The organism is Macrococcoides caseolyticum, assembly GCF_002902665.1.
Classification (GTDB): Bacteria; Bacillota; Bacilli; order Staphylococcales; family Staphylococcaceae; genus Macrococcoides; species Macrococcoides caseolyticum.
Map to the genome: position 1 here is coordinate 16,176 of NZ_PPRM01000007.1, position 14,717 is coordinate 30,892.

Consider the following 14,717-nt stretch of genomic DNA (forward strand, 5'->3'; position numbering starts at 1 on the left):
CTTACTTATGCAGTGGCAGAACAGATGACAGTTAAGGCATTTCTTCAGAATCATCAATATAGTAGAAAGAGTATAAGCGCCATTAAACAAAATGGTGCTTTACTTGTTAATGGGCATCAGGTGACGGTCAGATATGAGATGCATAAGCATGATACTTTAACTGTCCAGCTCCCAGATGAATCAAGAAGTAAAACGCTTATACCAAGTCATATTCCAATCCATATACACTATGACGATGAGTATCTGATCATTGTGTCTAAACCCCCTTTTATGAATACAATACCTTCAAAGCAGCATCCTCATGACAGTTTGATTGAAGCGGTATATGGTTATCTTGAAACACATGATGATAAGAGCGTGCTGCATCCAGTGAGCAGGTTAGATCGTGATACGAGTGGACTTGTTGTATTCAGCAAACATCAGCTGACCCATCATCTGCTCACAGGAAAGATAGAGAAATTCTATCTTCTCATTGCTGCAGGTCATGTGAAAGACCATGGTAACTATGTCTATCCGATTGATAGAAGAGAGGATTCCATCATCACGCGTACGGTTAATGTTCATGGACAGCATGCGCGTACAGAATATCGTTTAATAGATTATGATGCTGAGTTCGATGTAAGTCTTGTACACGTAAAGTTACATACAGGTAGAACGCACCAGATTAGAGTGCATTTCAGTGCAGCTTTACATCCGCTTGCTGGAGACAGTCTTTATGGTGGCAATTCATTGATGAATAGACAGGCGCTGCATGCAGCTGAAGTGCGCTTGACGCATCCTATTACAGGTGAAAAGCTGCATATTTTTGATGCGCTACCGAAGGATCTTGAAACATTATTAGTAAATATGGAGGTACATCATGGCAGAACAAGATTTTATGACTGATGAAGCAATGTATGATAAAGCATTGCTCGATTCACTCTTATTGAATAATGAAATAGATGCATTTCGTGATGAGTTTCTGGAACTTCATACATACGACCAAGGAGCGTACTTTACTGAAGCAGATGATGAACTGAGAAATCAGATGTATCATTTATTATCTCCGAAAGAAGTCGCAGAATTTCTTGAGACGACAGAAATGGAAGATGAAGATTACGATCATATCTTCGATACGATGGATGCGCGTTATGCCAGCGATATGCTGTCTGAAATGTCAATTGATAATGCGGTCGATCTCCTGAAGATCTTACCGAAAACAAAAGTTGCAAGCTTATTGCTGTTGATGGATAAAGACGCTTCAGAAGAGATTAAAGCGTTATTGCATTATGAAGAAAATACAGCTGGAAGTTTGATGACAACTGAATATATTTCAATTTCAGAGATGATGTCCGTGCGTGAAGCAATGGTTCGCGTCAAGGAGCAAGCACCAGAAGCTGAGACAATCTATGTTATCTTTGTACAAGACGACAAAAAGAAGCTCGTCGGTGTTATTTCGCTCAGAGATTTAATTGTCGCAGAAAATGACGCGTATGTAGATGAAGTGATGAATGAACGTGTCATCAGTGTCAATGTTGCAGATGATCAGGAAGATGTTGCGATGATTATGCGGGATTATGACTTTCTTGCTGTACCTGTCGTTGATTATCAGAATCATCTGCTCGGGATTATTACGATTGATGATATCCTGGATGTTATTGACGAAGAAGCAAGTGAAGATTACTCTAGACTTGCCGGTGTCAGCGATATCGATTCGACGAAGGATACGATCTTTATGACCGCACGTAAACGTCTCCCGTGGTTAATGATACTTACCGTTCTCGGTATGATTACTGCGACGATTCTTGGCAATTTTGAAGAGACGCTGGAGAAAGTGGCATTGCTTGCAGCTTTTATTCCGATTATCGGTGGAATGGCCGGGAATTCTGGTACACAGAGTCTGGCGGTTGCTGTGCGCGGAATTTCTACGGGTGAAGTGGACGAGCAGAGTAAATTAAAGCTGGCGCTAAGAGAAGCGGGATCTGGATTACTTTCAGGATTGTGTTGTGCGGTATTATTGTTTATTATTATTGTATTGATTTATCAAACGCCCATTCTCGCACTCATCGTTTCCTTTAGTTTAACGATAGCGATGACGGTGGCAACACTGTCTGGTGCATTGGTCCCGTTACTCATGCACAGAATGAAGATAGATCCTGCAGTTGCAAGTGGCCCTTTTATTTCAACAATCAATGATATTATCAGTATGCTGATTTATTTTGGACTTGCAACGACATTTATGAGCTATTTAGTTTAGGAGGGTTATATGGAAAATCATGGCCAGTTAATTTCACTCGTTGTAGTCGTAGTATGTGCGTTCTTAACGCCGATACTGCTCAATAGACTGCGTATTACATTCCTGCCGGTTGTTGTTGCAGAGATATTGATGGGGATTATCGTCGGAAAATCATTGTTCAATTGGGTAGAAAGAACAGAGATGTTAAATATCTTATCGACGCTCGGCTTTATTTTCCTTATGTTCTTAAGTGGTCTGGAAATTGACTTTAAGACATTTAAATCAAAGTCTGGCACTAAAAAAGGAAAAGAACCGAACCCTTTAATTTTAACGCTCTCTATATTTCTCGGGATTCTGCTGTTAAGTATTGGCGCTGCCTATCTCTTTAAATGGGTCGGACTTGTCGATGATGTCCTGCTAATGGTTATTATTATCTCGACAATTTCGCTTGGTGTCGTTGTCCCTACATTGAAAGAAATGAATCTGATGCAGACCAGTATCGGACAGATCATCTTACTCGTAGCTGTAATCGCAGACCTTGCAACTATTCTGCTGTTAACCCTCTATGGGACATTGCATGCGGAAGGGGATTCTCCAGTGTGGCTGATCGGGATACTCGTCGTATTCACTGCACTCTTCTATGTGATGGGGAACCGTCTGAAGAAATTAGAGTTTCTGCATAAATTAATGGCAGGGACAACGCAGATTGGCATACGTGCGGTATTCGCTCTTATTCTGTTACTTGTTGCACTTGCTGAAAGTGTCGGTGCAGAGAATATCCTTGGTGCATTCTTAGCGGGATGTGTCGTGAGTTTGCTTGGTCCTGACAAAGATATGGTCGACAAGCTTGATTCATTCGGCTATGGATTCTTTATTCCGATATTCTTCATTATGGTAGGGGTTGACCTCGATATTCCTTCATTGTTCAAGGATCCATCAAAGCTTGTTTTAATACCAATCTTATTTATCGTATTCTATTTGACGAAAGCGATTCCCCTTGCAGTATTGCTTAAATGGTATGATAGGCAGACGGTGCTTGCATCAACCTTTCTACTGACTGCAACATTGTCCCTCGTTATCGCCAGTGCGAAGATTGCTGAGAGATTAGGTGCGATAGACGGTGCAACATCAGGAACTTTGATTCTTGCAGCAGTGATTACTTGCGTAATCGTGCCTATCTTCTTTAAGAAGCTCTTCCCGGTTCAGTTAAGCCAAGAAAAAGTCATACGAATTGCATTTATAGGAAATAATCAGCTCTCGATACCTGTAGCACAAAGCTTTAAATCAGCGCTGTATATCCCGACGATTATCTACAGGAAGAATAACGATGCACGTCAAATCAGTGATATTGATGTCATTGAAGTCGATGAATATACTTACGACCAATTAAATTCAATCGGACTGTTCGACTTTGATATTGTCGTATGTTCGGCAAATGATGAATCGATAAACCGCAGTGTGGCACTGATGGCAAAAGAAGAAGGTGTTGAGCGTGTCATCTGTCGCATCGAATCCAAGAAAGAAGACGATGAACTATTGGATGCAGATATTGAAATCTTCAGCGAATTCCAAAGTACGAAGACATTGCTCAAAGGTCTCATCGAATCACCGAACATGCTGAATCTATTATCTAATGTAGAGACATCGCTATATGAGATAGAAATGCTGAATACACGTTATCATGAAATGCGTCTACGTGAGTTCCCGTTCAGTGGCGATATTATCTTCGTCCGCATATTACGCGGCAAAGATTCGATTGTTCCACACGGAGAAACCGAACTGCACTTTAAAGACCGTCTCATTGTAACAGGTTCAAGAGAATATGTAGATGAAATTAAACGGGAACTTGAATTGTTCTAAGTTTTTCATACGCCTGAAGGAAACTTCAAGGCGTATTTTTTATTCAGGTTTCCAGTTATTATTTCTTAAAAATATATGATTTTTTTACTGAAATTCAAATGAACTTCTGATATATTTAGTAGTAGGTACTAGAACTTACTTTTATAAAAGGAGACTTATATGTTAAATTTTCAGGATAAAGTGTATGTCATTATGGGTGTAGCCAATAAACGCAGTATCGGATATGGTGTTGCACAAGTATTAGACGAAGTTGGTGCTAAACTGATATTTACATATCGTAAAGAACGCAGCATGAAAGAACTGGAACGTCTGCTTCCTAATTTAAAGCATAATCATGATGCACTGATGATTCAATGTGATGTGCAAGAAGACGCGGATGTGGTAAGTGCGTTTGAACAGATTAAATCTGAAGTAGGGCATATCGATGGAGTATTCCATTCGATCGCTTTTGCCAATATGGAAGATCTGCGCGGCCGCTTTATTGATACGACCCGTGAAGGCTTCTTACTCGCACAGGATATCAGCTCATATTCATTAACAATTGTAGCGAGAGAAGCCAGTAAGTTAATGTCTGAAGGCGGGTCTATCGTGACAACGACATATCTTGGAGGAGAATTCGCAATTCCGAACTATAACGTTATGGGCGTGGCAAAAGCAAGCCTTGAAGCCAATGTTAAATATTTAGCGTTAGACTTAGGTCAAGATGGTATCCGTGTGAATGCTGTATCACCAGGACCGATTCGTACGTTAAGCGCAAAAGGCATCGGAGACTTTAATACGATATTAAAACGTATCGAAAGTGAAGCACCTTTAAAGCGCAACGTAGATGCCTTAGAAGTTGGTAAGACAGCACTGTATCTGTTAAGTGACTTATCAAGTGGTGTTACCGGAGAAAATATTCATGTGGATAGCGGTTATCATATCGTAGGATAAAGTTGGATCATAAAACAAGCGGCTAGGACATGTGTCCTAGCCGTTTAGGTTATTCACCGAGTTTAAATGTTTCCAGTACATTCCATGTTCCGTTTTCTAGCTGGTAACATAGACAGATTTTATCGATTACTTCCTGATGGCTTTCATCTTTCATCTGTAACTGACCGAAGATGTCTTCAAATTCCTGTGACGATAGTCCTTGGCCAATTGTGAAGTGTGGAACGAAAGGGTGTGCGTTCTGTCCATAGAAGTCACCATTATTGAACGCTTCATAAAGCTTCTTCAGTCCTGTGTTTGGTGTGACTTTCAGATAGATGACATTCTTTGTCGGAACAAAGCTTGATACTTTCTCAACGTTCACCTCAACCGGTGCACTTGACTTTGCGACGTCAGCAATTTTTTCTGTAACAGCTTCGACCTCATCCTCTGACACTTCGAATGCATCCTTGAGTGTAATATGTGGTGCAATCACCCCATAATGACTGTCGTAACGCTTTCGGTAGTTATTGATGTAATCCTGATAAGCCTTTGATGGATATAATACGATACCAAGTTTCATATTGATCACCTCTAAAATTTTTTGATAATTCAATTATATCAGATAGTTTATAAGAAGTAATAGCTTAACATGTTTTCTATTTCCGGTTTCCATGTCTTCCAGTTATGTGAGCCTGATAGTTCTTTGTAGTAATGCGGCTTTCCATTCTGGTTAAGTGTGTCGTGCAGTTCTTGTATCGGCGTCAGAAAGTCAGCTGATGTACCGTCCTTCAGTGTGAATTCATACTCTTCATCACCAACTGCGATATAATAATCAGCGTCTGTCTCGGCAGCAGCTGTAATCATGTCGTGCGTCAGCATCGGGCTGAACAGCGCCGCTTTATTAAAGACTGGATACTGAATCGTAAGCATCAGCGCAATGCTTGCAGCCAGGCTGTCACCGATAAGCAGAATGTCATTCGTGTTGATATTGTAGTGGACCAGCAGATAGTTCAGCAGTTCATCATGGACGAAGGTCATCATTGCATTTTGCTTATCGCCTTGAGGATGATATTCTTCAGCACGCACTGAAACATTCGGATAATGTATGAAGACAATGATATGCTGGTTAATATTCAGTGCTTCATACTGCCTATGTAACTGTGCCATCTGAGCAAGATCTTGTCCGTCAAAAGCAATGATGACTTTCGGCGATTCGATATGTTCAGGTATATAGATGCCAAGCTTAACGATACGCTCAAGTGCTGTGCTGTTTATTTCCAGGGGATGAATAAGACCTGGTTTCATATAATCACTCCTTTAGTTTACATATATTATACAACTTTACATCAATTTTTATGAAAAGGATTTTTCAAATTGTGATAAACAGGAGGAATCTGGGGTATAATGAGAAATAAAGATAATTTGGAGGAATTTATGACAAATAAAGTTTGGTTCAGATTCGGTGTAGGGCTTCTGCTTACATTTTTAATCATCAAGTATTTCTTAGAGATTAATCATATCTTCTACCCGATCATCATCATCGTAAAATCTATTATTCTGCCGTTATTACTTGGTGGCTTCCTGTACTATATTGTAGTACCGTTCCAGGATAAGCTGGAAGAAAAACGACATTTAAAACGCTGGCAAAGTGTTACATTAATCATGATTGCACTGTGTTTAATTATTGGCCTATTATTCTCGTTTGTAGGCCCTATTGTATCAAAGCAGACAAACAATTTCATACATAACTATCCGGCAATTCAAAAGGAATTTCAATCGTATGTAAGTCTGGCACTAGATCAGCGTGATAAGTTACCTGAGAATGTCAAAGACGGGATCAATAATGGGATAGAGAAGCTGAACGAATATTCAGGGAAGATTGTGACGAACGCGTTCTCTTTTATTACACAGTTCATCTCTACGCTGTTCTTATTAATCTTAGTACCATTCTTCTTAATCTATATGCTGAAAGATCACGACCGCTTCGTGCCTTTTGTATCAGCGCCGTTTACAGGGAAGCGCAAGGTGTTCGTTGTAACTTTGTTCAAAGATATTGATAAGACGTTACGTTCATATATTCAAGGTCAGGTGACAGTCAGCATCATCCTGGGGTTACTGCTCCTTGCCGGCTACTTGGTTATTGGATTAGATTATGCGGTAATTCTCGCGATGTGGGGCATGGTAACGAACTTAATTCCATTCCTAGGACCTTATATGGCGGTAATACCTGCTATTATTATTGCATTGATCCAAGATCCTGTTATGGCAATCTACGTGATCATTATTATGTTTGTGGCCCAGCAGTTAGAAGGGAATGTCATTACACCGAATATTATGGGTAAGACATTGAATATGCACCCGTTAACCATTATTACGGTCATCCTTGCAGCTGGAAACCTTGGTGGTTTCTTTGCTATCTTAGTCGCAGTACCAACTTATGCTATGTTAAAGACCATCGTAAGAAACTTCTATATGCATCGACAGGAGATTACTTCTGAAGCGAATAAGATTGTTAAAGAACGACATATGAGGTAACCCGAGATATTAAGCACTAGTATAAAAGCGCTTATTCCATTTCTAGAAGCGTTAATAGAATAACATAAAGGAAAATAAAGAATGACCGTCACAGAATTTAATTCTGTGGCGGTCATTCTTCTGTTGTATACTATAAAAGCATTTGCTTATCTTTGGAGACGCTTTGTCCTATAGAAATAGAACAGATAGAAGAATGCGAGACCGATAAATACGATGGCTGAGGTGAACAATGTATAGTCTGTATCACGAAACAGTTCTGTGATCAGACCACCGATAATCGGGCCGAGCATGGTGCCGATACCTTGCAGGCTATTAAATACACCCCATGATTCTTCTTTTAATGCAATATCGACCTGGCTTGCCATAAATGCATTCCATCCTGGCAATAGCAACCCGTAGAATAAACCGATGACAAGTGCGGCACCGAGAACAATCATATAGTTCGTTACCTGTGTCATAAGGAGGATGCTGATCCCAAAGATAAAGAATCCAGCAAGAATGACGATATGAGCATAAATATTTGAAACATCATCCATAAATTTAGAAATAAAGAGCATCGATACAGTACATCCGGCACCTCCAGCGATGAGCAGATACGTATACTCAAGTGTAGAGACATTCAGGCTATTTACAGCATAGGATGGCAGTATCGGAACGAGCATCCCGATGGCAATCCCTTGGAAGAGGATGCCGGGAAACAGTACGAGATGTCGTGACATTACATGCTTAATATGTTTGTACTGAGTCTTCAGAGATTTCTTTTCGATAAATGAAACTTCGACATGCACGAATAAATACAGCATCCATGCACAGAGTACAAATAATGGCATCAGGAATATATACTGGACAGGATGAACTTTAATGATCAGGTTCATGATGATCATCCCGCTCATCATCCCGACAAGCCATGCGAAATAAACATATCCCATATGTTTGGAACGCTTATTATCTTCAACAGATGACAGCATAATCACCCAGATTGGACTGACCGCAATACCGAGCAGTATTGCGGCTGCTACAAGCGTTGCAGGGTTACGGTCAAATATAATGAGTGCAAGACCGGCTGCTGCGATAAAGAAACCGGCATTCAGTACTTTCTTCGTCCCGTAGCGTTTAAGCAGAAAACCGATTCCGAAATTTGTCAGTGCATCACTGACAAAATGCAAGGTAATACATGCAGAGATAATACCGACGGTTACATTGGACAAGGTAGGTAATACCGGCAGAAAGCTGAGTATATACATCCCGCGTGCAAATTCCATCAGAAACAATATGACAATCATTAACCAGAAATTCTTACCTTTAAACTTACTTTGCGAAGAGGCGGGCATAGAGTCCTGCTTTAGAAGTTATCATTGCATCTGATGAGGTATGATCTAACATCTGGAGCAATGTACGTGAAATATTAAGTGAAGCATCTGGTATATAATGTCGCTGCATATTGTGTTTATATTGATTAAGTAAGACTTCGTCTGAGAGTAACTCAAGCACAGTTGACGTTGTTTCCTCATACGTCTGTGTGATACGCGAGAATCCTTTTTTCGTGAAATAGATTGCATTCTCACCCTCCTGACCGGGTGCCGGGTTAAAGAATACAAGTGGAATACTTTTGCATAAGCTTTCAGAGATTGTGATTCCCCCGGGCTTTGTTAACATTAGGTCACAACAAGACATCCACTGCGCCATCTGTTGTGTATAGCCGATGATGACCACGTTATGATTGTCTTTATACTCAGACTGCAGCTGCTGCAATAGCTGTGTGTTATTACCGCAAACAACGACAAATTGATGCGTGCACGTTGCAGTTAAGTCTTTAAGCATTTCATTGAAGCCACCGACCACACCGAATGCACCTGCAACCATCAACAGTGTCTTCCTGTCAGGAGACAGACCGTGCGATAATAGCCACGCGTCTCGGTCAACGGGGTCATTAAAGCTTTCATGAATGGGTATCCCTGTAATATCAACGATTCCTTCGTCTACACCGAGCGCTACCAGTTCAGACTTCAGCGCTTCTGTCGCAACAAAGTAACGGTTGCTGTTTGGCGTCAGCCAGTTTTTATGCATTGTATAATCGGTAATCACGGTCGCTACCGGTATATGGATGTTGAGCTCTTTTTTGATGATTGACATCACCGGTGTCGGGAAGGTTAGAAGAATTAAATCTGGCTTCTCCTTCAAGATGAGATTAATGAGACGATTTAATCCGTAATAACGATAGAAGCAACTTTCCGGCTTGTCTTGATTTGCATAGTAAAAATAGCGATAAGAATTTCTGAAGTACTTATAGCTGTTAATATAGTATTTCTTGGCAATGCTATTGATGATAGGATGTGCCTCCTGAAATAAATCATGTTCAATCACTGTTAGCTGAGGTAACTGCATACGATTCAACTGATTAACAATTGCATTTGTCACTGAGATATGACCATTACCATAGGAACCTGTGATGATCAGAATCTTCTTATTGTTTGACATAGTGCACACTCCGATTCTAAAGGTTAAACGTTCTAATATCATTATTAATGAAATTATACAACTTGTCATCTTAAATACAAAAAAATTACAATATTTATAATAAGTTAAATATTCATTGATGCTATCTCTATTCTTTATCAATAATAGAGATGATTGTGGTGTTTCTTTAATAATATGACATTCAGTATGATAAATACTACTGAAAACATAGACCACATCAAAAATATTTATTAATTATACGCTAATATCTTTCTGTTTTATACAAATTATTTGTTTAAACCTATCTTCAACAATTCATAATCCTATGAAAAAGGTGTATAATTAAGAATTGACTAAAGGAGGCTTATCAGTGAAAACGTCTGAATTACTTTCTAAAATAAAAGCCAAGAAGCTTTACGGAACATTTCCTGAACATATCAATAAAGTGGTTGTAGATTCAAGAGCTGCAGACAGCGAGAGTGTATTTGTAGCAAGTCATGGGTATACAGTAGACAGCCATAAATTTATACCGAATGTAGTTAGACAGGGCTGTCGTATGATTGTCGTCGATCACTATATCGAAGGACTGGACATCGGGCAGGTTGTCGTTCGTGATACTTTGCAGGCAGCTCGTATATTCACGCAGCATGTAATGGATTTCCCGTCACATAAGCTTACGACTTATGGTGTGACAGGTACGAACGGTAAGACGAGTGTGGCAACGATGATTCATCATCTGCACCGCGCACTGAACATAAATAGTGCATATCTCGGTACAAATGGCTTTCAATATAATGAAGAAGTTGCTAAAGGTGCGAATTCAACCCCTGAAACGATTACCTTAAATCAGCATATCGCACATGCAGTAGAACAAGGTGCACAGTCTATGGCGATGGAAATGTCGAGCCATGGATTAGCACTGGGTCGTACGGATGGCGTTGACATCGATGTTGCAATCTTCACGAATTTAACACAGGATCATCTGGACTTTCATGGTACGATGGAACGTTATGGCTTTCATAAGGCGCTGCTCTTTGCACAGCTTGGGAATGACTTTAAGCAGCAGAAGTATGCAGTGGTAAATGGAGATGATGATTATTCGAAAGAACTGATCATTGCTTCACCAAGAGAAGTGATTACATATGGCATTGAACAGAATACAGATATTAAAGCAACAAATATTAAAGAATCTATCCATGGCATCGCTTTTACATTTGAAACACCAGATGGCAATGTTGAGATAACTTGTCCTTATATTGGTCGATTCAACATCTATAATATGCTTGCAGCTCTCACTGCACTGTGGACACAAGGTCATGCACTGAGTGCACTTGCTGAAGCAGCACAAAGTTTACCACCAGTAGAGGGCCGTCTAGAAGTGCTTGACCGCAACTTACCGATAGACTTAGTGATTGATTATGCACATACGCCAGACGGTATGAACAAACTTATCGATGCACTGGAACCATTCAAGCGCGGGAAGATGATTTTCTTAATCGGTATGGCAGGAGAACGTGATTTGACGAAGACGCCTGAGATGGGCGCGGTTGCTTGTCGTGCAGACTATGTCATCTTTACACCGGATAATCCGGCAAATGATGACCCGCGTAAGCTTACGGATGCACTTGAAAGTGGTGCCACACATACGAACTACGTATCATTTCTTGACCGTGCAGAAGGGATTCGTCACGCGATCGCCATGAGTGAGCCAGGAGATATGGTTGTTTTAGCCTCAAAAGGTCGTGAGCCTTATCAGATTATGGAAAATTACATTAAAGTACCGCATCGTGATGACTTGATCGGTCTGGAAGCGGCATATGATAAATACGGGAGAGAGTAACGATGAAAATTAGAAACAGTATAGGAGAAAACCTGCAATGTAAAGTATATATTCATGAGAACAAAAAGGAAGAAACGTTTTTAGTAAGTATACCGGATATCTTCTTCTCTATTCAGTTTGATTATGATCTATACGGAGAAGCTTTAGAAGAACATCTATATTTACATTTATTTAATTTATTAGACGAAAAAGATGCATCTGAACTTGCACTTCGCATAGTGCAATGGACGAGCGAAACTTAAGGAGCGAATTTATGACATTAAGAGAAGAAGTAGAAATAAGAAAGACATTTGCCATCATCTCTCACCCGGATGCAGGTAAGACCACATTAACGGAGAAGTTATTATTATTCGGTGGCGCCATTCGTGAAGCAGGTACCGTCAAGGGTAAGAAGACTGGTAAGTTTGCGACAAGTGACTGGATGGAAGTAGAAAAGCAGCGTGGAATTTCTGTAACGAGTTCTGTCATGCAGTTTGATTATGATAACTTTAAAATCAACATATTGGATACACCAGGGCATGAAGATTTCTCGGAAGATACGTATCGTACGTTAATGGCGGTAGATAGTGCTGTCATGGTGATCGACTGCGCGAAAGGGATCGAGCCGCAGACGTTAAAGTTATTTAAAGTCTGTAAGATGCGTGGGATTCCGATATTCACATTCATCAATAAGCTTGACCGTGTCGGTAAAGAGCCATTTGAACTGCTGGAAGAAATCGAGAAGACACTTGAAATAGAGACGTATCCGATGAACTGGCCGATCGGTATGGGGCAATCATTCTTCGGTATCATTGACCGTAAGACAAAAACGATTGAGCCGTTTAGAGATGAAGAGAATATACTGCATTTAAATGAGGATTATGAGCTTCAGGAAAGTCATGCAATCACGTCAGATAGCGCATATGAACAGGCGATTGAAGAGTTGATGCTTGTCGATGAAGCAGGCGAGACGTTTGATAAGGAGAAACTGATGACAGGTGATCTAACACCTGTGTTCTTCGGCTCAGCACTTGCAAACTTCGGTGTACAGAACTTCCTGAATGCATACGTAGATCATGCGCCGATGCCATCTGGACGTAAAACGGAGTCAGGTGAAGAAATATCACCATTTGATGAAAGTTTCAGTGGATTTATCTTCAAGATTCAGGCGAATATGAACCCGCAGCATAGAGATAGAATCGCCTTCATGCGTATCGTGAGTGGTGCATTTGAACGAGGCATGGACATTAAGATGACACGTACAGATAAGAAGATGAAGATTTCACGTTCAACATCGTTTATGGCAGATGATACACAGACGGTAAACCATGCAGTGAGTGGCGACATTATCGGGCTATATGACTCTGGGAACTTCCAGATCGGTGATACACTTGTCGGTGGTAACCAGAAGTTCCAGTTTGAGAAATTACCTCAGTTCACACCAGAAATCTTTATGAAAGTGTCACCGAAGAATGTAATGAAGCAGAAGCATTTCCATAAAGGAATTGAACAGCTTGTCCAGGAAGGTGCCATTCAGCTTTATCGTACACTGCATACGAATCAGATTATCTTAGGGGCAGTCGGACAGCTTCAGTTTGAAGTATTTGAACATCGTATGAATAACGAATACAATGTAGACGTCATCATGGAACCTGTAGGCAGAAAGATTGCCCGCTGGATTGAGAATGAAGCAGATATTCGTGATGCAATGAACTCAAGTCGTTCGATACTTGTTGAAGATAGGTTTGAAAACAAAGTATTCTTATTTGAGAATGAATTTGCGACACGCTGGTTCTTAGATAAATTCCCGGAAATTAAACTGTACAGTTTACTGTAAGAAGGAGGAGTTATAGTGGATCCGTCAATTATCATCACCTATCTATGGGTGGTACTCGTACTCGTTGTATTAGAAGGCCTGCTAGCTGCAGATAACGCTATCGTTATGGCAGTAATGGTCAAACATTTACCGGAAGAACGTCGTAAGAAAGCTTTATTCTATGGATTAGTCGGTGCATTTATCTTTAGATTTGGGGCACTCTTTGCCATCAGCTACCTTGCCAACTACTGGCAGATTCAAGCGGCAGGGGCTGCATACTTGTTATATATGTCCACTAAAAACCTCATAGATTACTTTAGAACAGGCGATGCAACAAGTGCGTCAGAAGAAGCTGAGCTTGATAAATATGGTAGTAGCAAAGGAAGCGGCTTCTGGATGACTGTTGCTAAAGTTGAATTCGCAGATATCGCATTTGCTATTGATTCAATGCTTGCAGCGATCGCCATCGCACTGACATTACCCGAAGTAGGACCACAGTTCGGTGGTATGAATCTCGGTCAGTTCCTTGTAATGTTTACAGGAGGAATGCTTGGTGTGATCATCATGCGTTTTGCGGCAACATGGTTTGTCAAACTGCTGCATGACAATCCATCGCTTGAAGCAGCGGCATTTGCGGTTGTCGGGTGGGTCGGTGTCAAGCTTGTTGTGATGGTACTTGCGCACGAAAAGGTAGGCATATTACCACACGAATTCCCACACAGTACATTATGGCAAGTAATATTCTGGACAGTATTACTCGGCATACTTGTAATCGGATGGTTCAGCGGCAACAAGAAAAAAGCATAATACAATACTCAACTTAATGTATCTATATTATAATAGAAACATTAAGTTTTTTTAGTGGAGGCAGCGATGAAGAAGATTACGATAAAAAGAAGAGATTATAGAAGACCGAAACGCCTATTTTATGAGGGACAGGGTAAACGCCACATATTTCCGTATCTGCATAAGAAAGATGAAGAAAAATTAATCATCGAACCCGATACTCAGGATGAACATCACCCAGTCAAGTAGACACTTAAAAAAATAAAAATTAATTACTCGGCTGTGCTTGTATTAGCGCAGCCATTTTTAATGATATA

General features: G+C 40.4%; 14 protein-coding genes. 10 read left to right on the plus strand and 4 right to left on the minus strand.

Annotation, left to right across the window (positions count from 1 at the left end; genetic code table 11):
* The first annotated feature begins 24 nt into the window (after positions 1-24).
* From CD152_RS01530 to fabI, 4 genes are all read left to right on the plus strand, one after another.
* Complete coding sequence (locus CD152_RS01530; RefSeq protein WP_157821635.1) at positions 25-885, plus strand: RluA family pseudouridine synthase; 861 nt, start codon at positions 25-27, stop codon at positions 883-885.
* Complete coding sequence (mgtE, locus tag CD152_RS01535; RefSeq protein ID WP_101035171.1) at positions 860-2,236, plus strand: magnesium transporter; 1,377 nt, start codon at positions 860-862, stop codon at positions 2,234-2,236. The genes CD152_RS01530 and mgtE overlap by 26 nt, the downstream gene beginning before the upstream one ends.
* A 9-nt stretch (positions 2,237-2,245) precedes the next feature.
* Positions 2,246-4,075 (plus strand): monovalent cation:proton antiporter family protein, encoded by a 1,830-nt coding sequence (locus tag CD152_RS01540; RefSeq protein WP_103214278.1) that lies wholly within the window; start codon positions 2,246-2,248, stop codon positions 4,073-4,075.
* 159 nt (positions 4,076-4,234) lie between these two features.
* Positions 4,235-5,008, plus strand: a complete 774-nt coding sequence (fabI, locus tag CD152_RS01545) for an enoyl-ACP reductase FabI (protein WP_101035172.1) — start codon at positions 4,235-4,237, stop codon at positions 5,006-5,008.
* A gap of 49 nt (positions 5,009-5,057) precedes the next feature.
* On the opposite strand, the gene CD152_RS01550 is transcribed toward fabI, so the two are convergent.
* Positions 5,058-5,567, minus strand: coding sequence for a YjcG family protein (locus CD152_RS01550; protein ID WP_086038410.1), 510 nt, complete (start codon positions 5,565-5,567; stop codon positions 5,058-5,060).
* Between the two features lie 47 nt (positions 5,568-5,614).
* Positions 5,615-6,292 (minus strand): alpha/beta hydrolase, encoded by a 678-nt coding sequence (locus CD152_RS01555; protein ID WP_101140466.1) that lies wholly within the window; start codon positions 6,290-6,292, stop codon positions 5,615-5,617.
* 129 nt (positions 6,293-6,421) lie between these two features.
* Between CD152_RS01555 and CD152_RS01560 the strand changes: the two genes are divergently transcribed.
* On the plus strand, positions 6,422-7,522 hold the full coding sequence (locus CD152_RS01560) for an AI-2E family transporter (RefSeq protein ID WP_103214281.1): 1,101 nt from the start codon (positions 6,422-6,424) through the stop codon (positions 7,520-7,522).
* A 146-nt stretch (positions 7,523-7,668) separates the two neighbouring features.
* Here the strand turns inward: CD152_RS01560 and ltaA are convergent, their stop codons facing one another.
* Both ltaA and CD152_RS01570 read right to left on the minus strand, forming a co-directional pair.
* Positions 7,669-8,853 (minus strand): lipoteichoic acid biosynthesis MFS flippase LtaA, encoded by a 1,185-nt coding sequence (gene ltaA, locus CD152_RS01565; RefSeq protein ID WP_103214279.1) that lies wholly within the window; start codon positions 8,851-8,853, stop codon positions 7,669-7,671.
* Positions 8,831-10,000, minus strand: a complete 1,170-nt coding sequence (locus CD152_RS01570; protein WP_101035175.1) for a diglucosyl diacylglycerol synthase — start codon at positions 9,998-10,000, stop codon at positions 8,831-8,833. Before CD152_RS01570 ends, ltaA begins: the two co-directional genes overlap by 23 nt.
* Positions 10,001-10,349: 349 nt before the next feature.
* On the opposite strand from CD152_RS01570, the gene CD152_RS01575 reads away from it, so the two are divergent.
* The 5 genes from CD152_RS01575 (at position 10,350) to CD152_RS11800 (ending at position 14,649) form a co-directional block, all read left to right on the plus strand.
* Positions 10,350-11,819, plus strand: a complete 1,470-nt coding sequence (locus CD152_RS01575; protein ID WP_101035176.1) for a UDP-N-acetylmuramoyl-L-alanyl-D-glutamate--L-lysine ligase — start codon at positions 10,350-10,352, stop codon at positions 11,817-11,819.
* 2 nt (positions 11,820-11,821) lie between these two features.
* Entirely contained in the window at positions 11,822-12,061 is a 240-nt protein-coding gene (locus tag CD152_RS01580) for a YueH family protein (protein WP_041635859.1), read from the plus strand.
* Positions 12,062-12,072: 11 nt separating this feature from the next.
* On the plus strand, positions 12,073-13,635 hold the full coding sequence (locus CD152_RS01585; RefSeq protein ID WP_103214280.1) for a peptide chain release factor 3: 1,563 nt from the start codon (positions 12,073-12,075) through the stop codon (positions 13,633-13,635).
* Positions 13,636-13,650: 15 nt separating this feature from the next.
* Entirely contained in the window at positions 13,651-14,421 is a 771-nt protein-coding gene (locus tag CD152_RS01590; RefSeq protein WP_101035177.1) for a TerC family protein, read from the plus strand.
* A gap of 66 nt (positions 14,422-14,487) precedes the next feature.
* On the plus strand, positions 14,488-14,649 hold the full coding sequence (locus CD152_RS11800) for a hypothetical protein (RefSeq protein ID WP_169926143.1): 162 nt from the start codon (positions 14,488-14,490) through the stop codon (positions 14,647-14,649).
* Positions 14,650-14,717 lie beyond the last annotated feature (68 nt).